This is a genomic window from Xanthomonas cannabis (genome assembly GCF_040616535.1).
Lineage (GTDB): Bacteria > Pseudomonadota > Gammaproteobacteria > Xanthomonadales > Xanthomonadaceae > Xanthomonas > Xanthomonas cannabis.
Genome location: NZ_CP136580.1, coordinates 3,885,681 through 3,909,141 on the forward strand (window position 1 = coordinate 3,885,681; position 23,461 = coordinate 3,909,141).

Below are 23,461 nucleotides of genomic sequence, written 5' to 3' on the forward strand. Positions count from 1 at the left end.
GGCCGCGAGGGCTTGCCCGTCACGGGGAAGGCCCCTCGCGACCAGGGTCGCTCCTACAGGAACAAGGACAGCTTGGGCGTCTGTACTTGCGTCTGTACTTGCGTCTCTACTTGCACCCGTAGTTGCGTCCGCGCCTGCGTCCGCTTGAACCTCGCCTTCTGACCTCAACGCGCACCCAGCCACGTCGCCGGGTCACGCAATCACGCTGAGGCGCGGTCGGGGTCGTGGATCCGGACGATCAGGCAAGACTCCCGGATAACCGGGCTCACGCTGGTCGCCCCGCCGGCGGCAAAGTGCGTTGCATGACGCATAACGCCACTGCCGGGAGACACCCCATGACACAGACACATTCGCTGGATCGCTATCGCCTGCTCGGCCGCTCCGGGCTGCGGGTGTCGCCGCTCGCGCTGGGCACCATGACCTTTGGCGAGGCGTGGGGCTGGGGCGCGGATGCAGGCGAAGCCAGGCGCATCTTCGATGCCTACGCAGACCGCGGCGGCAACTTCATCGACACCGCGGTGAACTACACCAACGGCGGCTCCGAACGCATCCTCGGCGAGTTGATCAAGGGCCGCCGCGAACGCTTCGTGCTCGCCACCAAATTCACCATAGCGCGTGACGCGAGCAACATCAATTCCGGCGGCAATCATCGCCTGAATCTGATTCGCTCGGTCGAGACCAGCCTGCGTCAGCTCGACACCGATCGCATCGACCTGCTGTACCTGCACGCCTGGGACTTCACCACCTCGCCGGAGGAAGTCATGCGCGGGCTGGACCATCTGGTCCAGGCGGGCAAGGTGCTCTACATCGGCATCTGCAACACACCGGCCTGGCGGGTGGCGCAGCTGCAGACGCTGGCCGACCTGCGTGGCTGGTCGCCGCTGGTGGCGCTGCAGATCGAATACAGCCTGGTCGAGCGTAGCGTCGAACACGAACTGATGCCGATGGCGCGGGAGCTGGGCCTGGGCGTGCTGCCGTGGTCGCCGCTGGGCGGCGGCATCCTGACCGGCAAATACAGCCGCGCGGACCTGTCCGACGACAATTCGGCCGACGTGTCGAGCAGCCGCAAGGGCGTGATCGCATCGACCGGGCATCTCAATGCGCGCTCGCTGGACATCGCCAATGCGGTCGGTGCGGTCGCCGCTGAAGTGGGCGCTTCCCGCTCGCAGGTGGCGCTGGCCTGGACCTTGCGCCACCCGGCGGTGGTCTCGCCGGTGATGGGCGCACGTACCCTGCAGCAGGCCGAAGACAACTTCGGTGCGTTGGACATCGTGCTCAACGACGACCAGCTTGCGCGCCTGGAGAGCGTCAGCGCCTTGCCGCCGATCTTCCCCGAACGCTTCATCGGCAGGCCGATGGCGCAGCAGTTGATCTACGGCAACCATCCGCTGCAGCTGCGCAGCTGATTACCACGGAGCAGCCATGACCACACCCTCAGCCCTCGCGGCGGCAGCGCTGCTTGTCGCCGCAACGTTCGCAGGTAACGCCGGTGCCATGTCGAAGGACGCTGCATCCGCAGAGGTTTGCGCGGGGCAGCCGGTACACGTGTGCAACAAGCGCATCGTCGAAGCGGCGTTTGCGCAGTGGCAGGCCGGCGGCAGCGACCTCTTTCAAACGCTGCTGTCGCCGGAGGTGGTGTGGACCATCGAAGGCTCCGGCCCAAGCGCAGGCAGCTTGCGCGGCCGCGATGTGTTGATCGCCACCGCAGTCCGCCCGCTGGCCGAGCGCCTGGCCTCACCACTGCGCCCGGTGCAGCAACGCATCTGGGCCGATGGCGAGCATGTCATCGTGCAGTGGGAAGGTGTGGCCACGCTGCGCGACGGCAGCAGCTATCGCAACCGTTACGCATGGATCATGCAGATGCACGATGGCAAGGCTGTCGAGGTCAACGCGTTCCTGGACCTGCCCGCCTACGACGCCGTGCTGCAGCGCGGTCAACGCCCCATGCAACGCAGGGCCAGCCCATGAGCGACATGCCGATGAAAGCGGCCATTGCGGTGGCGCTTGGCGCCGGTTCTGCGCTCGCCTGCCCGTCGGTAGCGGCCGCGCAGCCGACCAAGGCCACCACCACATCGCCACAGCAACCAGGACACGCCATGCAAGCGCACCCGTTTATCGGCATGTGGGTCACCGGCGACGGACGGATCCGGCAGGAATTACTGCCAAACGGCCGCTACGACGAGGCCCGCGGCACACGCCAGAGCGCCTACCAGGGACGCTACAAAATCACCGGCACTCACATCGACTACTGGGACGACACCGGGTTCACCGCCGACGGCCAGTTCGTTACCGACGACGAGCTGCATCACGGCGGCATGGTGTTCTATCGGCAGCCGCCGGCGTAGAGCGACAAGCACAACGGCTGCGCAGTCGTCAGGCGGGCGCGGCCGGTGCTCGGTGCGGCGTGGACCACGCGTACATCGCGGCTCTGCGCGCGCCGTGCATGGCCAGCTGACGCTTGCTCGCTATGGTGTTGCAGCCGCACGTGATGGGCGGGCGCACTGGCTGCGTGCGCTGTGCGCCATGTGTGGTGTGGCTGCAGGCCGCAACCCGCAGCGCACGCGCAATCAACCCTCGCCTTCCGGCTCCAGCGCCTTGACCAGCACGGCCGCCTGCGTGCGGCTATAGCAGTCGAGCTTTTTCAGGATCGCGGTGACGTGCACCTTGACGGTGTTTTCGGCCAGACCCAGCTCGTGCGCAATCTGCTTGTTGAGCAGGCCATCGGCCAGGCTCAGCAGCACGCGAAATTGCTGCGGGGTGAGCTGGGCGAGTTTGGCGGCCAGCTGCGCGTCGGCTTCCGAGCGCTCGGCGGTCATCGGCGGAAACCAGGTGCCGCCGTCCAGCACGCTGGCCACCGCCGTGCCGATCGATTCGGCCGGGGTGGATTTGGGAATGAAGCCGGCCGCGCCGAACTGCTGGGCACGCCGGATCACCCGCGGATGATCGTTGGACGAGATCACCACCACCGGGATGTCCGGGTGCTCGCCACGCACATGCAGCAGCGCCGAAAAGCCGCGTGCGCCGGGCATGGCCAGGTCCAGCAGCACCAGCTCGGCCTGAGGGTGCGAGCGCAGCATCGCGCTCAACGTGGCGGCGCTGGACGCTTCCACGACCTGCGCCTGCGGCAGGGTCTGCTGCAACACATGGATCACCGCCGCACGGAACAGCGGGTGGTCGTCGGCGACGAGAATGGTGGGATCGGCCATGCGCCAAGTCTGGCACATGGCCGCCGCCGCTGCCTTGCCCCAGAGCGTGCCATGTACTTTGAGGTAAGTGCGAAGCGTCCTGTGGCGCGTCGAGACAAGGCGCAACGCGGTATCTGCGCGCTACAGGGCGCTTCCCGGAGGGTTGGCCGTCAGCGGCACGGAGCGCGCGCCACGCGACTTGCCTTGGCGCCAGCCAAGCCGGCGCCACACAGCACCGCTCCGCACCGCTGCCGGCCAACGCATCTCATCTCAAGGTGCATAACACGCTCTAACGCGGCGGATGCGTGCTCGCACGCCAGGCATCCAGAAACTGACGGCGCTTGAGCTTGTCCAGATAGACCAGCAGACCCGGGCCGAGCGGAATCGGCCGGAACGGTGGTTGCGCCGAGCCGCCGCGGCCGCCGGCGGCCGGCAAGATCGGCATCAGGCGCGCCTCGCGCGAGAGCACCTGCTGGCCGCGTGGCGACAGCAGATAGTCGAGGAACCTGCGTGCTTCCGGCGCATGCGGCGCAGTCTTGGGGATCACCGCGGTGCGCAGCGCCACCAGCGTGTAGTCCTGCGGCTGCACGATGCCCAGCGGGGCGCCGGCATCGATGCGGGTCTGCGCGTAGGAGCCGAGCACGTTGTAGGCCAGCAGCAGGTCGCCACGGCTGACGCGGTCGAGCAAGGTGCCGGTGCGTTCTTCCAGCCTGACCTGGTTGGCCCCCAACGCGGCCAGCAACGCCCCGGCAATGCTCCCCACCTGTCCGTCCTGGGTGGCGAACAGATACCCCACCCCGCTGCGTTCGACATCGTAGGTGCCCACCTTGCCGCGTAACGGCGCATCGGGTGCACGCAACAAGGCCAGCAACTGCCGCCGGGTCCGCGGCACCCGCGCCGCAGCGAGCTTGCGGGTGTTGTAGACGATGGCCACCGGCTCGTAACTGATCCCGAACACCTCGTGCCGCCACTGCGCCCAGGCAGGCAATGCCTCGGTCTGCGCCGAGCGGTGGGCGAGCGCATGGCCGTCGTTCACCAGCTTGGTCTGCAGGTCCATGCTGGCGCTGATCAGCATGTCGGCGGTCGAGGTGCCGGCGCCGGGCTGCAGATAGTGCGCGTAGATGTCCCAGGCGATCACGTCTTCGTAGATCACCTCGGTGCCGGGATGCAGGCGCTGGTAGTCCTGGATAACGGCGCCGAATACTTCCAGATCGGTGGAACCCTGTACGCGCAGCTGCGCATGCACCGGCCCCTGCGCGGGGAAGCGCCGCACATCGCCTGGCGCCGCGCACGCGACCCCCTGCATCAGCAACAAGACGATGACCCACAGCACACGCATCACGCCGTTCCTCCAGGAAAATGCAACGAAGCGATCAACCCGCCGCCGATGCGGTTGGCCAGATCGATACGCCCGCCATGCGCTTCCACCACGCGCTTGACGATGGCAAGCCCCAGCCCCGCGCCGCCGGCCGGCGCGTCGGGCCCACGCACGAAGCGCTCGAACACGCGCTCGGCCTCGGCGGCCGGAATACCCGGGCCGTGGTCGGCAATGGTGAGCACGTGATGGCTGCCGTCGCTGGTCAGCGCCACCTGCAGCGGCGCGCCGGCGCCATATTTGCAGGCGTTGTCGATCAGGTTCTTGAGCGCTTCGCGCAGCAGCAGCGCATCGCCGCGCAACAGCGCCGGTTGCGGGTCGATGGCCAGTTGCACGCGTGGTGCGCCCTCGCTGCGCGGCAGCGCTTCGTGCAGGGCCTGGTGCAGCACCTCGGCCAGATCCACGGTGGCAAAGCGCTGCAGGTTTGCACGGTGAATCACGCTGGCATCGCTGAGCAACTGATTGAGCAGCCGGCTCATGTGGCTGGCATTGCGCTCGATCGCCACCAGACTGCGTTGCATCTCGCGCGGGTCGTCGTCGTCCATGGCCAGCTGCGCCTGCGCGCGCAACGCGGCCAGCGGCGTGCGCATCTGGTGCGCAGCTTCGGCCATAAAGGCGCGCAGGGTTTCGTTGCTGGACGAGAGCCGTGCCATGAAGCGGTTGAGCGCGGCCACCATCAACTGCATTTCCTCTGGTGCCGGCACGGTGAGTGGCTTCAGCTCCGACGGTTCACGCCGGGAGAGGTCACGTTCGATCCGTTGCAGCGGCCGCAGTGCGCGATACACGCCCAGCCACACCAGCCCCAGCGCCAGCAGCGACAACACCCCGATCGCCACCAGGGCATTGAGCACCACATCGCGCGCCACCGCATCGCGTGCGCGCCGGGTCTGGCCCACCTGCACGCGCACTTCGCCCTGCCCGGAGGCCGAGGCCACGCGGTGCATCACCACCGCAAAGCGCACCGGCTCACCGCTGTAGAGGGCATCGAACAGCACCGGGCGCTCATCGCCGGGCGCACGTGCCGGCGACGGCAGGGTGTCTTCACCGGTGATGGTGCGGCCCTGCGCGTCGAACACGCGGTAGAACACACGGTCTTCCGGCGCCATGCCGAGCAGGTCGAGCGAGGCATACGGCAGGTCCACCTGCCAGTCGCCGCCGACCAGCGCCACGCTGTCGACGATGGACAGCGCCGAAGACACCAGCAGATGATCGTAGGACCGGTTGGCCGCACGCTCGCCGTAATCGCGCGCCGCAAAGAACAGCACCACTGCGCCCAGCAGCGACAGGCTGCCCAGGTACAGCAGCAAGGTGCGCCGGATCGACGGCGCCACCGGCAGCGGCTCAGCCATCGATGGCCGGCTCTGCGGGCGCATGCGGGTCGGCTTCCTCGAGCTTGTAACCGGCGCCGCGCACGGTGACGATGCGCAACGGCGCACCGGCCAGCTTGCGCCGCAGCCGGCCGACATACAGCTCGATCGCATTCGGCCCGGCGTCGTCGTCGAAGCCGAACAGGCCGTTGCCGATCTCGTCCTTGCCCACCACGTGGCCCAGCCGCCCGATCAATATCTCCAGCAGGCGGTATTCGCGGTTGGGCAGGTCGATCGGGGCACCGTCAAGTGCCACCGTGTGCGCCGCGTTGTCGAATACGAAGCCGCCGATCTGCACCACCTCGCTGGCCTGGCCACGATTGCGGCGCAGCAGCACGCGGCAGCGTGCTTCGAACTCGCGAAAATCGAACGGCTTGCCCAGGTAGTCGTCCGCTCCGACGTCCAGCGCCTGCACGCGGTCTTCGATGCCATCGCGCGCGGTCAGCATCAGCACCGGCGTGGTGTCGCCGCGCTCGCGCATCCCGGCCAGCACGCGCAATCCGTCCAGCTTCGGCAAGCCGATATCCAGCACCACCAGGTCGAAACTCTGATAGCGCAACACACTCGCCGCCGCCAACCCATCGGCCTGCCAATCCACCGCATGCCCGCTCCGGCGCATGCGCCGCACGATGGCATCGGCGAGATCGGCATTGTCTTCGACTAGCAGCAGGCGCATGCGGCAGGGATTCGTGAATAGGGATTGGGGATTCGTAACAGCGGTTGGCTGCGGCCGGAAGGTAACAGGCCGCGCGCACAAAAGCTTGCCGCTGTGTAGTTCTGCTCTTACGAATCCCCAATCCCGACTCCCCAATCCCCGCCCAGCAACGACAGGTCCATGACAGCTTCACCGGACTAGGCTGCTGCCAACGCGCCGCGGCGGTTGTGCGGTGCATCGCTGAACGTGATTCACACATGTACCTGGGAGGGTCTGTGAGCAACGACACCTTGCGCCTGCGTGCGTTCACCGCCTGTGCGGCGCTCTGCCTGGCACCGGCAGTACATGCGGCCGATGGCGAAGGCCCGGTCACTGCGGAAGTGGGCGGGCGTATCCACTGGGACTTCACGGTGTTCGACAACGATGATCGCGGCACGCCCGAGCGCAACGACACCCAGTTCCGCCGCGCGTGGCTGGACGTGGCGGGCAAGTTCTATGGCTTCAACTACAAGGCCGAGGCGGAATTTGCCGGCCTGCAGTACGAGCCGGGCAGCCGCGGCATCCTGGCGCGCGATGTCTATATCGCCAAGAAGTTTTCTGCCGGTACGCTGACCGTGGGCCAGTTCAAGCAGTACTTCTCGCTCGATGACCGCACCGGCTCCAATTACGGCCCGTTCCTGGAGCGCGGCTATGCCTCCACCACGCTGGCGCCGATCTACCGCAAGGCGATTTCCTGGCAGGCCAACCGCCCGGATGCCACCTGGTCCACGGCGTTGTACAGCCTGGAGAGCATCGATAATTCCGCCACCAAGGGCGGTGCGCTCGGCACCCGGCTGACCTTTGCGCCGGAGATGGGCGAAGCGCGCCTGCGCCACCTGGGCATCTCGCTGGCGCACGAGCGTTATTCGCACCCGGGCAGCGCCGGCGCAGCGCCGCTGCTGATCCGGCCGCGCCCTGAAAACGATCTGGCCAACAACAGCCGCATCACCCTGGCGCGTTTTGCCGACGGCCGCGATACCGACTTCGACAAATGGTCGCTGGAATATGCCGAAGTCATGGGCCCGTGGTCGTGGCAGAGCGAATTCAGCGGCGGCCTGCTCGACGATGGCAGCCAGCATGCCAAGGTGTTGGCGAGCTACGGGCTGGTCAGCTGGTTCGTCACCGGCGAATCGCGCGGCTACGACCGCAAGACCGGCCGCTTCAGCCGCATCGCCACGCCCAACCGCCCCAGCGGCGCATTCGAGCTGGCGCTGCGTTACGACTACATGCGCGGCGACCAGCACCTGGATGGGCAGCCCAACTTCATCGATGCCAGCACGCAGTCGTGGACGCTCGGCGGCAACTGGTACTTCAAGCCCAACCTGCGCGTGATGCTCAATGTCATCGACAGCCGCAACCGCGACCGCACCATGAATGCGGTGGTCGATCACACGCTGGCGGTCACCGGCCGCTTCCAGTACGACTTCTGATGCGGTGCCCGCCCGCACCTTGCAGTGAAGTGAGCGCCTTGCGTGCCATCGCTACGCGTGCGCAGCGCGGTCCGCGCAAGACGCTGCATCGTCGCAATGCGCGTGTGCTTGTAACACCGGCCATTCCCACACCACCGCATCACCAGCACTGCGCGTCCTGTGCAGCGCTGCGCTCCGCCCTCCCCCTGCTGTACGCCTCAAAGGATTTGCCCGCATGCTGACCGCGCTCGGTTTCGGAATGGTGATCACCTTCATGTACCTGATCATGAGCAAGCGGCTGTCGCCGCTGGTGGCTCTGATCACGGTGCCGATCGTGTTCGCGTTGCTGGGCGGCTTCGGCACCGGCATCAACGACATGATGCTCGAAGGCATCAAGAAGATCGCGCCCACCGGCGTGATGCTGATGTTTGCCATCCTCTACTTCGGGGTGATGATCGATGCCGGGTTGTTCGACCCGCTGGTCGGCCGCATCCTGCGCCTGGTCAAGGGCGACCCGCTGAAGATCGTGATGGGTACGGCGATCCTGGCGATGCTGATCTCGCTCGATGGCGATGGCTCCACCACTTACATGATCACCGTCTCGGCGATGTTGCCGCTGTATCAGCGCCTGGGCATGAACGCGCTCAACCTCACCTGCGTGACCATCCTGGCCAGCGGCGTGATGAACCTGACCCCATGGGGCGGCCCCACCGCGCGCGCCGCCACTGCCTTGCATGTGGACCCGGCCGATGTGTTCGTGCCGCTGGTACCGGCCATGCTGCTGGCGATTGCCGGCATCCTGACGCTGGCGTGGTACCTGGGCATGCGCGAGCGCCGCCGCCTGGGCGTGGTGCGGCTGCCGGCCGACGGCAACTGGCTGGACACGAGCATCCCCGAAGACAACGACGCATTGCCGCGCGTGGAAGATACCGAAGACATGAAGCGGCCCAAGCTGCTGTGGGTGAACCTGATCCTGACCCTGGCGCTGATGGGCGCGCTGGTGGTGGGCGTGCTGCCGATGCCGGTGTTGTTCATGATCGGCTTTGCGCTGGCGCTGATGATCAACTACCCGAACCTGGCCGAACAGCGCCGCCGCCTGGTCAACCATGCCGGCAACGTGCTGTCGGTGGTGTCGCTGATTTTCGCCGCGGGCATCTTCACCGGCATCCTGTCCAACACCGGCATGGTGGAGGCGATGTCGCGCAGTTTCCTGGCGGTGATCCCCGATAGCTGGGGCCCGTACCTGGCAGTGATCACCGCGATCGTCAGCATGCCGTTTACGTTCTTCATGTCCAACGACGCGTTCTATTTCGGCGTGCTGCCGATCCTGTCCGAAGCGGCCGGCCACTACGGCATCACCCCGGTGGAAATGGCCCGCGCCTCGCTCGCCGGCCAGCCGGTGCATCTGCTCAGCCCCCTGGTGCCATCGACCTATCTGCTGGTCGGCCTGGCCAAGGTCGACTTTGCCGACCACCAACGCTTCACGCTGAAGTGGGCGGTGCTGATTTCCCTGCTGATGCTGGCGGGCGGGCTGGCGTTTGGCCTGTTTCCGTTGGCGCGCTAGCCGCGCGCCGGGATTCGGCATTCGGGATTGGGGATTCGCAAAAGCCAGAGCGAATCACTGCCCGCTGTTACGAATCCCGTTATCCCCAATCCCGAATCCCAACTCCGAAGGAGTTACTCAATGACTCTCCGCATCGCATACGTCACCAGCGGCATGGGCAGTGTGGGCACCGCTATCTGCCAGAAGCTGGCGCGCAGCGGGCACACCGTGGTTGCCGGTTGCGGGCCCAATTCGCCGCGCAAGTCGGCCTGGTTGCGCGAGCAGCGCGAACAGGGTTTCGACTTCGTGGCCTCCGAAGGCAATGCCGCCGACTGGGAGTCCACCGTGGCTGCCTTCGCCAAGGTCAAGGCCGAAGTCGGCGAGATCGATGTGCTGGTCAACAACGCCGGCGGCAGCCGCGACACCTTGTTCCGACAGATGACCCGCGACGACTGGAACGCGGTGATCGCCAGCAACCTGCATTCGTTGTTCAACATCACCAAGCAGGTGGTCGATGGCATGACGTCGCGCGGCTGGGGGCGCATCGTCAACATCGGTTCGGTCAGCGCGCACAAGGGCCAGATCGGACAGATCAATTTCGCCACCGCCAAGGCGGCGATGCATGGTTTCAGCCGCGCCCTGGCGCAAGAAGTCGCCTCGCGCGGGGTGACCGTCAACACCATCTCGCCCGGCTACATCGCCAGCGCATCCATCAGCAGCTTTCCGCCTGACGTACTCGACCGCCTGGCCACCTCGGTGCCGGTGCGCCGGTTGGGCAAGCCGGCCGAAGTGGCGGGGCTATGCGCGTGGCTGGCCTCCGACGAGGCTGCCTACGTGACCGGCGCCGACTACGCGGTCAATGGCGGCCTCTACATGGGCTGATGGCCGCCGCCGCATGCCACTGCCGGCATCTCTTCGGTACCTCGGGCACAGGCCACGGCGACGCAGCCGTCGTGTCCGCCTGCCGCGCGCGGCGACTGATCGAGTGCAAACGCTAGGACATGGGTGCGCGATGACGTAGCGCATCCGCGCACAAGCGGCCGCCACTACGCGAACAACCCGCCTCTAGTGCGAACTGATTACACTCTGGCTTTTCCGCAGTGCGCTGCCATGGCCAAACCTTCAGAACGCACCACGCACAATGCCCGCCCGCAGATGGCCGACATCGCCCGCATGGCCGGCGTCTCCGAGTCCACCGTGTCGCGTGCATTGGCCGGCAGCCCGGTGGTGGCCGAGCGCACCCGCGCCTACATCAAGCAGATTGCCGCCGATGCCGGCTATCAGGTCGACCCGGTCGCGCGCAGCCTGCGCGCCAAACGCTCCAACACGGTGAGCGTGGCGGTGCCGATGATGCATGCGCTGGATCAGCCGCTGTCTGACCCGTTCCTGATGACCATGCTGGCGCTGCTGGCCGAAGAACTCACCGGCCGTGGTTACAGCATGCTGCTGTCCAAGCTGGACCGGCACCAGGACGGCTGGGTGGAGCAGCTGGCGCGCGGCAACCGCTCCGATGGCGTGATCGTGCTGGGGCAAAGCTCCGAGCATGCCGCACTGGACGAGGCCGCACGCGACGGCCTGCCGATGGCGGTCTGGGGCAGCCGCATCGACGGGCAGGCCTACATCAGCGTAGGCAGCGACAATTTCCAGGGCGGCGCATTGGCCACCGAACATCTGATCGCCAGCGGCCGCCAGCGCATCGCCTTTCTCGGCGACGACCAGCTGCCGGAAGTGGCACCGCGCTTTGCCGGCTACCGCCACGCGCTGGAGCAGCACGGGCTGGAATTCGACACCCGCCTGCATGCGCGCAGCCATTTCGTGAGCGAAGACGCCTACCGGCTGACCCGCGCCATGCTCAAGAAGACCGACCCGCCGGACGGCCTGTTTGCCGCCTCCGACGTGATTGCCGTGGGCGCCATCCGCGCCCTGGTCGAAGCCGGCCACCGCGTGCCGCAGGACATTTCGCTGGTGGGCTTCGACGACATCCCGCTGGCGGCCTACAGCCAGCCACCGTTGACCACGGTGCGGCAGGACCTGGCCCTGGCCGCACGATTGCTGGTGGACCGGCTGCTGGCGCTGATTGCCGGCGAAGCCGTGCAATCGGTTGAAATGCCGGTGAAGCTGGTGGTGCGCGAGTCGGCGTGAAGCGGGGATTAGGGATTAGGGATTAGGGATTTGGGATTTGGGATTTGGGATTTGGGATTTGGGATTTGGGATTTGGGATTTGGGATTTGGGATTTGGGATTTGGGATTCGGAATTAGGGATTAGGGATTCGAAATTAGGGATTCGAAATTAGGGATTCGAAATTAGGGATTCGAAATTGCGGATTCGGATTGCGGATTCGGAGATACCAGCCGGCAGCCCGCTTCCTTCTCCCGCCTGCGGGAGAAGGTGCCCGAAGGGCGGATGAGGGGGGCAGGCAGCCGGCGATGTCAGCTAGGTAGTCCTAAGAATCTGTCAGGATCACTTTCGGCTTGCGGACGCGCACGCACAGCATCGCTACCGCGGCGGCCAGCATCAGTGCGCCGGCAAGCTTGATCACGTTGCGCGGGTCGCCGTGCAGCAGGCGCTCGTAATACAGCGGCAAGGTGACGATCTGGATCAGCATCGGCAGCACGATGAACAGGTTGAACAAGCCCATGTACACGCCGGTACGCTCGGGCGGAATGCTGTCGGCCAGCATCAGGTACGGGTTGCCCATCATGCTGGCCCAGGCAAGACCAATGCCGATCATCGGCAGCAGCAACAGCCAGCGGTTTTCGATGCCCGGCAACATCCACATGCCGGCGCCCGCCGCCAGCAGGCACGCGGCATGCGTGTACTTCGGGCCGAAGCGGCGTACCACCGGCACCATCGCAAATGCAGCCAGAAACGCGATGAAATTGTAGAAGCCGCCGATCTGCCCGTTGACCAGCCCCGCCTCGCGGAACCCGTGCGAGGTGGCGTCGGTGGTGCCGAACAACGTGGTCGACAACGACAGCACGATGTATTGCCAGTAGCAGAAGATCGCGTACCACTGGAACAGCATCACCGGGGCCAGCTGGCGCATGGTCGGCGGCATGTCGCGCAACGCACCGCCGATCTCGCGTATCACCGCGCCCAGACCGGCGCCGCGCTGGCGCATGCGCGCGATCTCTGCCGGCGCAATCGCCGGCTCGCGCACGCTGCGAGCGGTGAGCAGGATGGAGGCGGCCGAAAATCCCGCACCGATCACGAACGCAGCGATAGTGACGTACGGAATATGGTGTGCGTTGGCGGCATCCTGGTTCATGCCCATCCACACCAGCAGCGGCGGCGTCAGGTAGGCCAGGGTTTGCGCCAGACCGGTGAACGCGCTTTGGGTCAGATAACCCAGCGGCCGCTGCGGTGGCGCCAGCACGTCGCTGACCAGTGCACGGTACGGCTCCATCGCCACGTTGTTGGCCGCATCCAGGATCCACAGCAGGCACACCGCCATCCACAGCGCGGTACTGAACGGCATCGCCAGCAGGCACAGGCTGCACACCAGCGCGCCCAGGACCATGTACGGCATGCGCCGGCCCCAGCGGGTGACCGAGCGGTCGCTCCATGCCCCCACGAACGGCTGCAGCACCAGCCCGGTGATCGGCCCGGCCAGCCACAGGTACGGCAGGCTGGCGTGGTCGGCGCCCAGGTAGTTGTAGATCGGGCTCATGTTGCTCTGCTGCAACCCGAAGCTGTATTGCACGCCGAAGAAGCCGGCGTTGAGCGCCAGGATGCGCGCAAAGGAAAGCGGAGGAACGGTCGACGACATGCAGGGCCCTGGGCATCGGTGCGGCTCCCAGCGGCCGCAGCGCACTTTACCCTGCCGCCTTTGCAATCGATTGTAACGCTGCGCCGCAGCACGTTGGTGCCTTGCCTTATGGGTGGCCAGGTAGCCATCCGAATGCTGCAATGCACGATTGCAATCGATTGTATTGACGCGTATTACTGCGCTCGCACTGCAGGCCGCACGGCCATTCCCTGGGAGGGGACGATGCAGGCGTCGGCACACCACCACCTGTGAGAGAGAGAATCGCGATGTCCACCTTGCACACCCTGCGCCTGCATGCCCTGGCCTGCGCGGTCGTTTCCTGCCTGTGCGCGCCCGCCGCGCTGGCCCAGGACGCCGCTGCCGCACCCGCCACTCCGCCGGCCGCCGACAGCGCCGCAGTCAATCTGGATTCGGTGTTCGTGACCGGCACCTCCACCGCCACCACCAAGCTGAAATCCAGCGTCTCGGTCAGCACCGTCGGTGCCGAGGCCATCGAACAATCGGCGCCGCGCAGCACCGCCGAAATCTTCCGCAACATCCCCGGCATCCGCTCCGAGTCCAGCGGTGGCGAAGGCAATGCCAACATCGCCGTGCGCGGCCTGCCGGTGGCCTCTGGTGGCGCCAAGTTCCTGCAATTGCAGGAAGACGGCCTGCCCGTGATGGAGTTCGGCGATATCGCCTTCGGCAATGCCGACATCTTCCTGCGCTCGGATTTCACCCTGGACCGCATCGAGGCGATCCGCGGCGGCTCGGCGTCCACGTTCACCAGCAACGCGCCCGGCGGCATCATCAACTTCATCAGCAAGACCGGTGATACCGAAGGCGGCAGCGTCGGCGTCAGCCGCGGCCTGGACTACGACAACACCCGCATCGACTTCAATTACGGCGCGCCGTTTGCCGAGCAATGGCAGTTCAACATCGGCGGCTTCTTCCGCCAGGGCGACGGCGTGCGCGATGCCGGCTACACCACCGACAAGGGCGGCCAGATCAAGGCCAACCTCACCCGCCTGTTCGACAACGGCTATGTGCGCCTGTACGGCAAATACCTCAACGACCGCGCCGCCGGCTATCTGCCGGTGCCCACCTCCGTGCGTGGCCGCGACGGCTCGCCGGACCTGGGCGGCTTCCCCGGCTTCGACCCCGGCAACGACACCTTGTACAGCCGCAATTTCCGCAGCGATGTCGGCCTGGACGGCAACAACCGGCCGCGCCGCACCGACCTGGGCGACGGCATGCACCCGATCTCGCGCACCATCGGTGCCGAAGCCTGGTTCGACCTGGGCAACGGCTGGAACCTGAGCGAGAAATTCCGTATCGCCGACAACAGCGGCCGCTTCGTCAGCCCGTTCCCGGCCGAAGTCACCGATGCGGCCACGCTGGCAGCGTCCATCGGCGGCGCCGGTGCGCAGTTGGTACAAGCCGGCGGTGCCGATGCCGGCCAGGCCTATACCGGCAACGCCATCCGCACGCATCTGTTCAATGTCGCCATCAATGACCTGGGCAATGTCACCAACGATCTGAGCGTCTCGCGCGAGTTCGGCGGCGACGGCCGCACGCTCAACCTGCGCATGGGCTATTACAGCTCGCGCCAGACCATCGACATGGACTGGACCTGGAACTCGTACGTGCAGAGCCTGGGCCGCGATTCGCGCCTGCTCAACGTAGTCGACGCTACCGGCGTGTCGCGCTCGCAGAACGGCATGTACGCCTACGGCACCCCGTTCTGGGGCGACTGCTGCATCACCCGCAGCTACGACGTGCGTTACGACGTCAACGCACCGTATGTGGCGCTTACCTTCGACAGCGGCAAGTTCAGTGTCGACGGCAGCCTGCGCTACGACATGGGCGACGCGCGCGGCAGCTACAACGGCACCGCCATCGCGCAGAACCTGGACGTCAACGGCGACGGCGTGATCCAGCCGGTAGAGCAGCGCGTGGCCACGGTCGACACCGCCAACTCCCGCCCGGTGGACTATGACTGGAATTACCTGTCGTACTCGCTGGGTGGCAACTACCTGATCACCGACGATTTGGGCGCCTTCGCGCGCATCAGCCGCGGCGCACGCGCCAACGCAGACCGGTTGTTGTTCGGCGTGGTGCGCGACGACGGCTCGGTGTCGTCCGATGAAGGCGTCAACGTGGTGCGCCAGGCCGAAGCAGGCCTGAAGTGGCGGCGCGATGGATTGAGCCTGTTCGCCACTGCGTTCTCCGCGCGTACCCAGGAACAGAACTTCGAAGTCACCAGCCAGCGCTTCTTCAACCGCAGCTACGAAGCGCACGGCGTGGAGCTGGAAGCCAGCTACCGCTACGAAGGCTTCACCGTCAACGGCGGCCTGACCTGGACCGATGCAGAAATCTCCCGCGACCAGATCACCCCGGAAAACACCGGCAATGTGCCGCGCCGGCAGGCCGATGTGGTGTGGCAGTTGACGCCCAGCTACCGCGGCGACGGCTACCAGTTCGGCGTGAACCTGATCGGCACCACCGATGCCTACACCCAGGATTCCAACCAGTTGAAGATGCCCGGCTATACGCAGGTGAACCTGTTCGGCGACTACCGCGTGACCGATGCGCTCACCGTCGCACTCAACGTCAACAACCTGTTCAACACCTTCGGCCTGACCGAAGCCGAGGAGGCCAGCATTCCGGCCAACGGCATCATCCGCGCGCGCTCGATTGCCGGCCGCACCACCAGCATCAGCCTGCGTTACGACTTTTAAGGACCCCACGCCGGGCCCAGGCCCGGCGTCTGCCGATGAGCACCTCCCCCATCCGTTTGACCACCGCGCGCGCAGCGTTCGCTGCGCCGTTGGATGCATCGCGTGCCGACACACTGTTGGCGCGCTTCGATGCGCATGCACCCCGCCTGCTGGATGCACTGCAGACGCTGTACGGCGAACGCGGCGATTTCTCGACCTGGTTGACGTCCTGGCTGGGCGCGCTCGGCAACAGCGCGCAACAGCGGCCGGCAGCATTGCAACAGCTCGATGCCACACGCCAGCCGGGCTGGTTCGGCGAACAGCACATGTTGGGCTACAGCGCCTACGCGGACCGCTTCGCCGGCACGCTGCAGGGCGTGGCAGAACGCGTGCCGTACCTGCAGGAACTGGGCGTGCGTTACCTGCACCTGCTGCCGTTCCTGCGTGCACGCGCCGGCGACAACGACGGCGGCTTTGCGGTCAGCGATTACGGCCAGGTGGAACCGCGCCTGGGCAACAACGATGACCTGGTCGCACTCACCACCCGCCTGCGCGAAGCCGACATCAGCCTGTGCGCCGACTTCGTGCTCAACCACACCGCCGACGATCACGCCTGGGCCCAGGCCGCACGCGCGGGCGATGCACGCTATCTCGACTACTACCATCACTTCGCCGACCGCTCCCTGCCCGACCAGTACGAACGCACGCTGGGGCAAGTGTTCCCGCATACCGCGCCGGGCAACTTCACCTGGGTGGACGACACCGCGCAATGGATGTGGACCACGTTCTACCCCTACCAATGGGATTTGAACTGGAGCAACCCGGCCGTGTTCGGCGACATGGCGCTGGCCATGCTGCAGCTGGCCAATCTGGGCGTGGAAGCGTTCCGCCTGGATTCCACTGCGTACCTGTGGAAGCGCACCGGCACCGACTGCATGAACCAGCCCGAGGCGCACACCTTGCTGGTGGCGTTGCGCGCGGTGACCGACATCGTGGCGCCGGCGGTCGCAATGAAGGCCGAGGCGATCGTGCCGATGACGCAACTGCCGCCGTACTTCGGCAGCGGCACGGACCAGGGCCACGAATGTCATCTGGCTTACCACAGCACGCTGATGGCAGCCGGGTGGTCGGCACTGGCATTGCAACGCGGCGACATCCTGCACAACGTCATCGCGCACAGCCCGCCATTGCCGGCCAATTGTGCATGGCTGAGCTATGTGCGCTGCCACGACGACATCGGCTGGAACGTGCTGCAGCACGAAGCGGCCGGCAACGCGACGCAGCCGCCGTTTTCGCTGCGCGATGTCGCGCGCTTTTATGCCAATCAAGTACCGGGCAGCTACGCACGCGGCGAAAGCTTTCAAAGCAGCGGGGATGGCGTGCACGGCACCAACGGCATGGCCGCTGCGTTGGCTGGCATCCAGGCGGCGCACGATGCAGACGATGCGGCGGCGTTGACGATTGCGGTGAACCGGCTGGTACTGCTGTACGCGGTTGCGCTTGCGATGCCGGGCGTGCCGCTGATCTACATGGGCGACGAATTGGCACTGGTCAACGACATCGGTTACCGCACGGATGCCGAGCGCCAGCACGAAGGCCGCTGGCTGCATCGGCCGGCGATGGATTGGCAGGCCGCCGCACAACGCCACGATGCAGATAGCTTGAGTGGTGCGGTCTATCGCCGTCTGCGTGGGTTGATCCAGCAGCGTGCCGCACTTCCCGCATTGGCTGCCGATCAGACGCTTGGCAGCGTTGCGCTGGGCAATCCGCAACTGTTTGCGTTGACGCGTGGCGACAGCTTTGTGGCCGTGCATAATTTCGGCGAGCAGCCGATTGCGGTTGAGCTTGCGGCGATCGACGGTGGCGGCTGGACGCTGCTGGAGACCGGCGGCGATGTGGACGTTGCAACGCAGAGCGATAACGTGTCGCTTTTGCTCCCGGCGTATGGAGTGCGTTGGTTGCAGCGTGGGGCCTGAGCGAGCGGGCGGTGGTGCGTAGCGGCTTGCCGCGTTACAAGCGAACCGTACCTTCCTCCGCTCCGCGCCCCGGCCTGCGCTCGCGGCGCAGGCGCTCCAAGGCACGCGCGCCTGTGGCGCGCAAGCTGTGCCTTTTCGCTCCGACGGAGAGGGGCTTTCGCAAGATCAGCGCTTGGCCAGCGTAAGCAAGGTCTCTGCGGTCTTCTCTGACGAAGCCGGGTTCTGCCCCGTGACCAAGGTGCCGTCGGTGACCACGTGCACGCCCCAGTCCGCGCCCTTTTCGTACTTGCCACCAAGTTCGGTCAGCACGTCTTCCACCAGGAACGGCACGATCTTGGTCAGGCCCACGCCTTCTTCTTCGCCATTGGTGAAGCCGGTGACGCGGCGGCCGTTGACCAGCGGCTTGCCATCGCTGCCCTTGACGCGGCGCAGCGCACCCGGTGCATGGCAAACCAGCCCATGCGGCTTGTCGGCCTTGGCGAATGCCTCGATCAGTGCGATGGAATGCGCATCTTCGGCCAGGTCCCACAGCGGGCCGTGTCCGCCCGGGTAGAACAGCACATCGAAGTCGTCGGCCTTGACGTCGGCCAGGCGGTGCGTGCTTGCCAACGCCTTCTGCGCACCCGGGTCCTGCTTGAAACGCTTGGTGGCGTCGGTTTGGGCGTCTGGCTCGTCGCTCTTGGGGTCCAGCGGCGGCTGGCCGCCCTTGGGCGAGACCAGGGTGATGTCTGCACCCGCGTCCTTGAACACGTAATACGGCGCGGCGAATTCTTCCAGCCAGAAGCCGGTCTTCTTGCCGGTATCGCCGAGCTGGTCGTGGGAAGTGAGCACCATCAGGATTTTCATCGCATTGCCTCGCGTCGTTGCCCGTCTCGGGCGAGGCAGGCAGTGTGCAGTCCAGCTCGTTGCAGCCTCGTGTAGAGCGCGTGGGTGTGCGATGCAATGTTCACCTATGTCATCGCAGCGTTCTTGTCACTGCGGCGCGGCGCCTCACACATTGATCGCCGGCGGCTGCAGCTGGTCCATGCGGATGCGATTGGCAAACAACGAGAATGCCAGCATGCCGGCCAGCCCGCTGGCCCGGCTCACCCACGGCGGCAGCCAGCGTGGGGCCACCAGCACGCCGCTGTCGAACAACGGCGCAAACCGCGCCACATCGCCGAGCGCCATCTTGCCGGCGAACAGGTAACGGCATAGCTGCAGCTGGTCGCGCTGCAAGGCATGCCGGAAAAAGGTGTGCACGGCCACCAGGCCGCGCAGGTAGACGGTGTCCTTGGTGAATGCACCGCCGCCGCCGGTGGGCACGCCACGGAACACGCGCTGGGCGGATGAAAAACTCTCCGCCGCGCTCTGGCCACCATTGGTGAAATAACCAAACACCTCGATGAAATCGGCACCCGCACGCGCCATCGCAATCGCCTCGATGCGCAGGCTGATGCGTTTCATGCGTTCGATATCGATGCTGCCGGTGATCTGCTCGGCAAACGTCGCCAGACCTTCCTGTGTGGCGGTAGTGCGCGGCGAGGAAATGCCCAGGCTCGGCAGGTGCACCTGCGCGCGGCCATTGAGCGCGGTGAGCGAATGCACCAGCGCTTCGTGATGGAACAACTGCGCGCGGTCGTAATCGCTGAAGGTGGCGCCGGTACGCAAGCGGATGCGGTGCGCACCGGCGGCCGCCTTGGCCAGCAGATCCGGGTCGAGCGTGACGGTGATGACGCGTCCGTCGAAGAATGCATCCAGGTCGTTCTGCAGCTGCATGCGCAAGGCGGTGGCCGAGACCGGCACCTGCTCTTCCGGCGCCAGCAGCTCGCGGTCCAGTTCCTGTGCGATCTGGATGAAATGGCGCGCCGCCTCACGCGTGGTCGGGCCGTTGCCCGGCATCGGGTCGTCGGGCACGCCGAACAGCTGCGCCGAGTAATCGCTGACCGCGGCGGTACCCAGCGACTCCAGGAGGCCGGCCGCCAGGTCCCAGCTATGGGCCGAATCGATCAGATACGCACCGATGGGATGATGCGGGTCGGCGGCTTTGGCGATGGCGGACAGTTCGCGTCGGGTGTCGCCGAAATCGAGCGAGGGGTACTCCACCTGGGGCAATTCCGGCTGGCCACGCGCCACGCTGTGCAGAAACGGTTCCTGCAGCGAGCGCGGCCAGCTGGCCAACGCCAGCAGGCGCACGCCGCGCACCGCCTTGACCAAACGCGCGTCCAGCGCCGCGTGATGGACGATGTCCGGCGGGCCATTGCGCGAGGGCATGCTCAGCGCCGCCCGGGGCGATCGACGCTGGCCGGTCGCTTGCCCGATCCCTTGCCGCGCGTGTTCTGCGCAACCCGGGTGGCAAGCTTTTCGGCGGCGGCGGCCACTTCCACGCGCAGCTTCATGTAGTTGGCCACCCGCTCCGGATCCAGTGTATCGGCCTCGATCGCCGCACGCACCGCGCAACCGGGCTCGGCGATGTGTGCGCAGTCATTGAAGCGGCACTGCGCCGCCAGCGCCTCCACATCGGAAAAGCCGCCTTCGGCCAGATCCTCTTCACCGGTGGGCTTGAGCTCGCGCATGCCCGGCGTATCGATCAGACATGCACCGGTGGGCAGCGGGATCAGCGCACGATGCGTGGTGGTATGCCGGCCACGCGAATCGTTTTCGCGCACCGCATTGGTCTTCATCTTCTGCGTGCCGAGCAGCGTATTGGTCAGCGTCGATTTGCCAGCACCGGACGAGCCCACCAGCACCGCCGTGCGCCCATCGCCCAGCCACGGCCGCAGTGCGGCCACGCTGTCCGGGTCCTTCGCGTTGACCGCGCGCAACGGAATGTTCTGCGCCTCCAGCTCCTCCAGCACCGCCAATGCATCCTCGGCGTATTCGGTCTGGTCGGCCTTGGTCAGCACCACCACCGGTTCCGCACCGCCACCGCCGACCAGCAGCAGATAGCGTTCGATGCGGCGCGGATTGAAGTCCGCATCCAGCCCGCACACGATGAACACCGTATCGATATTGGCCGCGATCACCTGCTGGTGATAATGCTCGCCGGCCGCACCGCGCTTGATCGAGGTACGCCGCGGCAGCAGCGCCACGATGCGCTTGCCCTCCATCAGCACCCAATCGCCCACCGCCGCCCGCTCATGGCTGGGAAAGCGCGGCCGCTGCCATTCCGGCAACGACTCCGCCTTCAGGCTGGCCTCCGGCGCATCGGCCACCACATAGCCGGTGCGATGCTGCTCCACCACCCGCGCCGGCAACGCCTGCGGATGCGCGGCAAAGACCGCCTGCCAGGCGGAGTCTTCCGGGGGGCCAGGCCAGGGCCAGCCGATGGATTGGAGGGTGGGGTAATCGGGAAATGTGTCGCTCATGGGGCGATTCTAGCTGGCTGGCCACTGCGGCCTGTGCAATCGGTTCGCGCGGGCCTGAAGCCCCCTTGACATCGTTGCCGATGCAAGCATGTCCGCCTGGCGCATTTCCGCTACCATGCCAAGCCTCACGCCTACAACCGGCCCGTCGTATGTCCACTGCCCCGCAAAAGCCGCTCGCCATCCGCGAGCGTCTGTCCGAAGTCCGCTACGAAATCCGGGGCGAGCTGGCGCGACGAGCGCGGGAGTTGGAGGCGCAGGGCCGCAAGCTGATCAAGCTCAATATCGGTAACCCCGGAGCGTTCGGGTTCCGCGCGCCGGAGCATCTGCAGCGCGCGATCGCCGACGACATGGGCCGCACCGATCCCTACACCCATCAGCAAGGCCTGCCGGAGGCGCGCGAGGCCATCGCCACCGCGTACTCGCGCCGCCAGCACCCGGATGCGCACCCGGACCGTATTTTTGTCGGCAACGGCGTCAGCGAGTTGATCGACCTGTCGCTGCGGGCGCTGCTCAATCCCGGCGACGAGGTGCTGGTGCCCTCGCCCGACTATCCGCTGTGGTCGGCGGCCACCATCCTCAACGACGGTCGCCCGGTGTATTACCGCTGCGCGCCGGAGAACGGCTTCCAGCCGGATCCGGTGGAGATCGAGACGCTGGTGTCCTCGCGCACCCGCGCCATCGTGCTGATCAACCCGAACAACCCCAGCGGCGCCAGTTATTCGCGCGAGCTGCTGGAGCGCATCGTGGCCATCGCCACCAAGCACAATCTGCTGCTGATGGTCGATGAGATCTACGACCAGGTGCTCTACGACGGCGCGGCCTTCGTGCCGGTGGCGCCGCTGGCCGGCGCGCACCCGTGCATCACCTTCAGCGGCTTGAGCAAGGTGCACCGCGCCTGCGGCTGGCGGGTGGGCTGGGCGCTGCTGTCCGGCGAGCAGGCGCGCATCAACGACCTGCGCAACGCGATGGACCTGCTCGGCGCTCTGCGCCTGTGTGCCAACGTACCGGGGCAGTACGCCATCGATGCGGCGGTGAACGGGCCGGATACCATTTCGGCGCTGTGCGCGCCGGGTGGCCGCCTGTACGAAACCCGCCGCGCGGTGATCGAGGCCTGTGCGGCTAGCGAGCACCTGCAGCTGGTGGTACCGGCCGGGGCGCTGTACGCATTCCCGGCGGTAGTGGGCACGGCGGCACGCAACTTCGACGATCACGAGTTCGCACTCGATCTGATGAACGAGGAAGGCGTGCTGGTGGTGCCCGGCTCCAGCTTCAACGTGCCGTACCGTCACCATTTCCGCGTGACCCTGATGCCCGAGGCCAGCGTGATGCGTGATGTGTTCGCACGCATCGACCGCGCCCTGGCACGCCGCGCTGAGGCGGTGACCAAGGTGGTGCCGCTCAAGTCGCGCAGCGTGGCGTGATGGCCGCGTCCGGCACGCCGCAGCGCTATCTGGCGCTGGGCGATTCGTACACGATTGGCGAAGGCGTCGACCCCGCGCAGTGCTGGCCGGTGCAGCTGGTCGAGGGCCTGCGCGCGCACGGCTGGTCGGTGCAGGCGCCGCAGATCATCGCCACCACCGGCTGGACCACCGACGAACTGCAGGCCGGCATCGACGCTGCGGCGCCGCAGGGCCCGTACGACCTTGTGAGCCTGTTGATCGGCGTCAACAATCAATACCGCGGGCTGGCGCTGGACGACTACCGCAGCCAGTTCGACGCATTATTGCAGCAGGCCATTGCGTTGGCCGGCGGCCACGCGGCACGCGTGCTGGTGCTGTCGATTCCCGACTGGGGGCTGACGCCCTTTGCGCGCGCGCAAGGCCGCGATGCCGGGCTGATCGCCGCGCAGATCGATGCCTTCAACGGTGTGGCGGCCGAGCGCTGCGGCGAGCGCGCCGCCCGCTTCATCGATATCACCGCCACCAGCCGCGACGGCGGCGATGCGATCGCGATGCTGGTCGACGACGGCCTGCATCCTTCGGCTGCGATGTATGCGCGCTGGGCCGCCGTGGCGCTGCCTGCGGCGCGCGATGCGCTGGGCGCATTGGGATCTGTCGACACGATTGCCTGAGCCAATGGCCTGCCCTTGCGCTTGG

General features: G+C 66.5%; 19 protein-coding genes and 1 other RNA gene. 12 read left to right on the top strand and 8 right to left on the bottom strand.

What is annotated here, in order from left to right:
- Positions 1-335 precede the first annotated feature (335 nt).
- The 4 genes from RZV17_RS16355 to RZV17_RS16370 all read left to right on the top strand — a co-directional run bounded on the left by RZV17_RS16355 (position 336) and on the right by RZV17_RS16370 (position 2,481).
- A complete protein-coding gene (locus RZV17_RS16355; RefSeq protein ID WP_355605002.1) occupies positions 336-1,406 on the top strand; it encodes an aldo/keto reductase in 1,071 nt (356 codons plus the stop codon).
- Between the two features lie 16 nt (positions 1,407-1,422).
- Positions 1,423-1,968, top strand: coding sequence for a nuclear transport factor 2 family protein (locus RZV17_RS16360; RefSeq protein WP_355605005.1), 546 nt, complete (start codon positions 1,423-1,425; stop codon positions 1,966-1,968).
- 11 nt (positions 1,969-1,979) lie between these two features.
- Complete coding sequence (locus RZV17_RS16365) at positions 1,980-2,345, top strand: Atu4866 domain-containing protein (protein ID WP_355609442.1); 366 nt, start codon at positions 1,980-1,982, stop codon at positions 2,343-2,345.
- Between the two features lie 59 nt (positions 2,346-2,404).
- Positions 2,405-2,481, top strand: a non-coding RNA gene (locus RZV17_RS16370) — sX9 sRNA.
- 86 nt (positions 2,482-2,567) lie between these two features.
- On the opposite strand, the gene RZV17_RS16375 is transcribed toward RZV17_RS16370, so the two are convergent.
- From RZV17_RS16375 to RZV17_RS16390, 4 genes are all read right to left on the bottom strand, one after another.
- Entirely contained in the window at positions 2,568-3,206 is a 639-nt protein-coding gene (locus tag RZV17_RS16375; protein WP_355605008.1) for a response regulator transcription factor, read from the bottom strand.
- A 268-nt stretch (positions 3,207-3,474) separates the two neighbouring features.
- Entirely contained in the window at positions 3,475-4,524 is a 1,050-nt protein-coding gene (locus tag RZV17_RS16380) for an ABC transporter substrate-binding protein (RefSeq protein ID WP_228314547.1), read from the bottom strand.
- A complete protein-coding gene (locus tag RZV17_RS16385) occupies positions 4,524-5,909 on the bottom strand; it encodes a sensor histidine kinase (protein WP_184556119.1) in 1,386 nt (461 codons plus the stop codon). Before RZV17_RS16385 ends, RZV17_RS16380 begins: the two co-directional genes overlap by 1 nt.
- Positions 5,902-6,603, bottom strand: coding sequence for a response regulator transcription factor (locus tag RZV17_RS16390; RefSeq protein ID WP_104581388.1), 702 nt, complete (start codon positions 6,601-6,603; stop codon positions 5,902-5,904). Before RZV17_RS16390 ends, RZV17_RS16385 begins: the two co-directional genes overlap by 8 nt.
- 254 nt (positions 6,604-6,857) lie before the next feature.
- Between RZV17_RS16390 and RZV17_RS16395 the strand changes: the two genes are divergently transcribed.
- The 4 genes from RZV17_RS16395 (at position 6,858) to RZV17_RS16410 (ending at position 11,715) form a co-directional block, all read left to right on the top strand.
- Complete coding sequence (locus tag RZV17_RS16395; RefSeq protein WP_039406244.1) at positions 6,858-8,051, top strand: OprO/OprP family phosphate-selective porin; 1,194 nt, start codon at positions 6,858-6,860, stop codon at positions 8,049-8,051.
- Between the two features lie 214 nt (positions 8,052-8,265).
- Positions 8,266-9,594, top strand: coding sequence for a CitMHS family transporter (locus RZV17_RS16400; protein WP_039564397.1), 1,329 nt, complete (start codon positions 8,266-8,268; stop codon positions 9,592-9,594).
- 120 nt (positions 9,595-9,714) lie between these two features.
- Positions 9,715-10,455 (top strand): acetoacetyl-CoA reductase, encoded by a 741-nt coding sequence (gene phbB / locus RZV17_RS16405; RefSeq protein ID WP_039406241.1) that lies wholly within the window; start codon positions 9,715-9,717, stop codon positions 10,453-10,455.
- Positions 10,456-10,683: 228 nt separating this feature from the next.
- Positions 10,684-11,715 carry a LacI family DNA-binding transcriptional regulator gene (locus tag RZV17_RS16410; RefSeq protein WP_355605016.1) on the top strand — a complete coding sequence of 344 codons (1,032 nt, stop codon included), beginning with the start codon at positions 10,684-10,686 and terminating at the stop codon, positions 11,713-11,715.
- Positions 11,716-12,017: 302 nt separating this feature from the next.
- On the opposite strand, the gene RZV17_RS16415 is transcribed toward RZV17_RS16410, so the two are convergent.
- A complete protein-coding gene (locus RZV17_RS16415; protein ID WP_355605019.1) occupies positions 12,018-13,343 on the bottom strand; it encodes an MFS transporter in 1,326 nt (441 codons plus the stop codon).
- A gap of 266 nt (positions 13,344-13,609) precedes the next feature.
- On the opposite strand from RZV17_RS16415, the gene RZV17_RS16420 reads away from it, so the two are divergent.
- Both RZV17_RS16420 and RZV17_RS16425 read left to right on the top strand, forming a co-directional pair.
- On the top strand, positions 13,610-16,063 hold the full coding sequence (locus RZV17_RS16420) for a TonB-dependent receptor domain-containing protein (RefSeq protein ID WP_355605022.1): 2,454 nt from the start codon (positions 13,610-13,612) through the stop codon (positions 16,061-16,063).
- A gap of 35 nt (positions 16,064-16,098) precedes the next feature.
- Positions 16,099-18,018, top strand: coding sequence for an alpha-amylase family protein (locus tag RZV17_RS16425; RefSeq protein WP_355605024.1), 1,920 nt, complete (start codon positions 16,099-16,101; stop codon positions 18,016-18,018).
- Between the two features lie 165 nt (positions 18,019-18,183).
- On the opposite strand, the gene RZV17_RS16430 is transcribed toward RZV17_RS16425, so the two are convergent.
- From RZV17_RS16430 to rsgA, 3 genes are all read right to left on the bottom strand, one after another.
- Positions 18,184-18,864 carry a type 1 glutamine amidotransferase domain-containing protein gene (locus tag RZV17_RS16430; RefSeq protein ID WP_355605027.1) on the bottom strand — a complete coding sequence of 227 codons (681 nt, stop codon included), beginning with the start codon at positions 18,862-18,864 and terminating at the stop codon, positions 18,184-18,186.
- Between the two features lie 144 nt (positions 18,865-19,008).
- The gene (locus tag RZV17_RS16435) at positions 19,009-20,271 is read right to left on the bottom strand and encodes a flavohemoglobin expression-modulating QEGLA motif protein (RefSeq protein ID WP_355605030.1); all 1,263 of its coding nucleotides are present in this window, start codon (positions 20,269-20,271) and stop codon (positions 19,009-19,011) included.
- 2 nt (positions 20,272-20,273) lie between these two features.
- Positions 20,274-21,365 (bottom strand): ribosome small subunit-dependent GTPase A, encoded by a 1,092-nt coding sequence (gene rsgA, locus RZV17_RS16440; protein ID WP_355605033.1) that lies wholly within the window; start codon positions 21,363-21,365, stop codon positions 20,274-20,276.
- A 149-nt stretch (positions 21,366-21,514) separates the two neighbouring features.
- Here rsgA and RZV17_RS16445 point away from each other — a divergent pair, with 149 nt between their 5' ends.
- Positions 21,515-22,786, top strand: a complete 1,272-nt coding sequence (locus tag RZV17_RS16445; RefSeq protein ID WP_355605036.1) for a pyridoxal phosphate-dependent aminotransferase — start codon at positions 21,515-21,517, stop codon at positions 22,784-22,786.
- A complete protein-coding gene (locus tag RZV17_RS16450; protein ID WP_355609445.1) occupies positions 22,786-23,436 on the top strand; it encodes an SGNH/GDSL hydrolase family protein in 651 nt (216 codons plus the stop codon). The genes RZV17_RS16445 and RZV17_RS16450 overlap by 1 nt, the downstream gene beginning before the upstream one ends.
- The last annotated feature ends 25 nt before the right edge of the window (positions 23,437-23,461 follow it).

What these genes read in the sequence shown, in the direction of transcription:
- RZV17_RS16360 (WP_355605005.1), top strand. Translation starts at nt 1,423, where the DNA reads ATGACCACACCCTCAGCCCTCGCGGCGGCAGCGCTGCTTGTCGCCGCA.
- RZV17_RS16410 (WP_355605016.1), top strand. Translation starts at nt 10,684, where the DNA reads ATGGCCAAACCTTCAGAACGCACCACGCACAATGCCCGCCCGCAGATG.
- RZV17_RS16435 (WP_355605030.1), bottom strand. Translation starts at nt 20,271, where the DNA reads ATGCCCTCGCGCAATGGCCCGCCGGACATCGTCCATCACGCGGCGCTG.
- phbB (WP_039406241.1), top strand. Translation starts at nt 9,715, where the DNA reads ATGACTCTCCGCATCGCATACGTCACCAGCGGCATGGGCAGTGTGGGC.
- RZV17_RS16450 (WP_355609445.1), top strand. Translation starts at nt 22,786, where the DNA reads ATGGCCGCGTCCGGCACGCCGCAGCGCTATCTGGCGCTGGGCGATTCG.
- RZV17_RS16445 (WP_355605036.1), top strand. Translation starts at nt 21,515, where the DNA reads ATGTCCACTGCCCCGCAAAAGCCGCTCGCCATCCGCGAGCGTCTGTCC.
- RZV17_RS16425 (WP_355605024.1), top strand. Translation starts at nt 16,099, where the DNA reads ATGAGCACCTCCCCCATCCGTTTGACCACCGCGCGCGCAGCGTTCGCT.
- RZV17_RS16400 (WP_039564397.1), top strand. Translation starts at nt 8,266, where the DNA reads ATGCTGACCGCGCTCGGTTTCGGAATGGTGATCACCTTCATGTACCTG.
- RZV17_RS16430 (WP_355605027.1), bottom strand. Translation starts at nt 18,864, where the DNA reads ATGAAAATCCTGATGGTGCTCACTTCCCACGACCAGCTCGGCGATACC.
- RZV17_RS16380 (WP_228314547.1), bottom strand. Translation starts at nt 4,524, where the DNA reads ATGCGTGTGCTGTGGGTCATCGTCTTGTTGCTGATGCAGGGGGTCGCG.
- RZV17_RS16390 (WP_104581388.1), bottom strand. Translation starts at nt 6,603, where the DNA reads ATGCGCCTGCTGCTAGTCGAAGACAATGCCGATCTCGCCGATGCCATC.
- RZV17_RS16375 (WP_355605008.1), bottom strand. Translation starts at nt 3,206, where the DNA reads ATGGCCGATCCCACCATTCTCGTCGCCGACGACCACCCGCTGTTCCGT.
- rsgA (WP_355605033.1), bottom strand. Translation starts at nt 21,365, where the DNA reads ATGAGCGACACATTTCCCGATTACCCCACCCTCCAATCCATCGGCTGG.
- RZV17_RS16365 (WP_355609442.1), top strand. Translation starts at nt 1,980, where the DNA reads ATGAAAGCGGCCATTGCGGTGGCGCTTGGCGCCGGTTCTGCGCTCGCC.
- RZV17_RS16385 (WP_184556119.1), bottom strand. Translation starts at nt 5,909, where the DNA reads ATGGCTGAGCCGCTGCCGGTGGCGCCGTCGATCCGGCGCACCTTGCTG.
- RZV17_RS16420 (WP_355605022.1), top strand. Translation starts at nt 13,610, where the DNA reads ATGTCCACCTTGCACACCCTGCGCCTGCATGCCCTGGCCTGCGCGGTC.
- RZV17_RS16415 (WP_355605019.1), bottom strand. Translation starts at nt 13,343, where the DNA reads ATGTCGTCGACCGTTCCTCCGCTTTCCTTTGCGCGCATCCTGGCGCTC.
- RZV17_RS16355 (WP_355605002.1), top strand. Translation starts at nt 336, where the DNA reads ATGACACAGACACATTCGCTGGATCGCTATCGCCTGCTCGGCCGCTCC.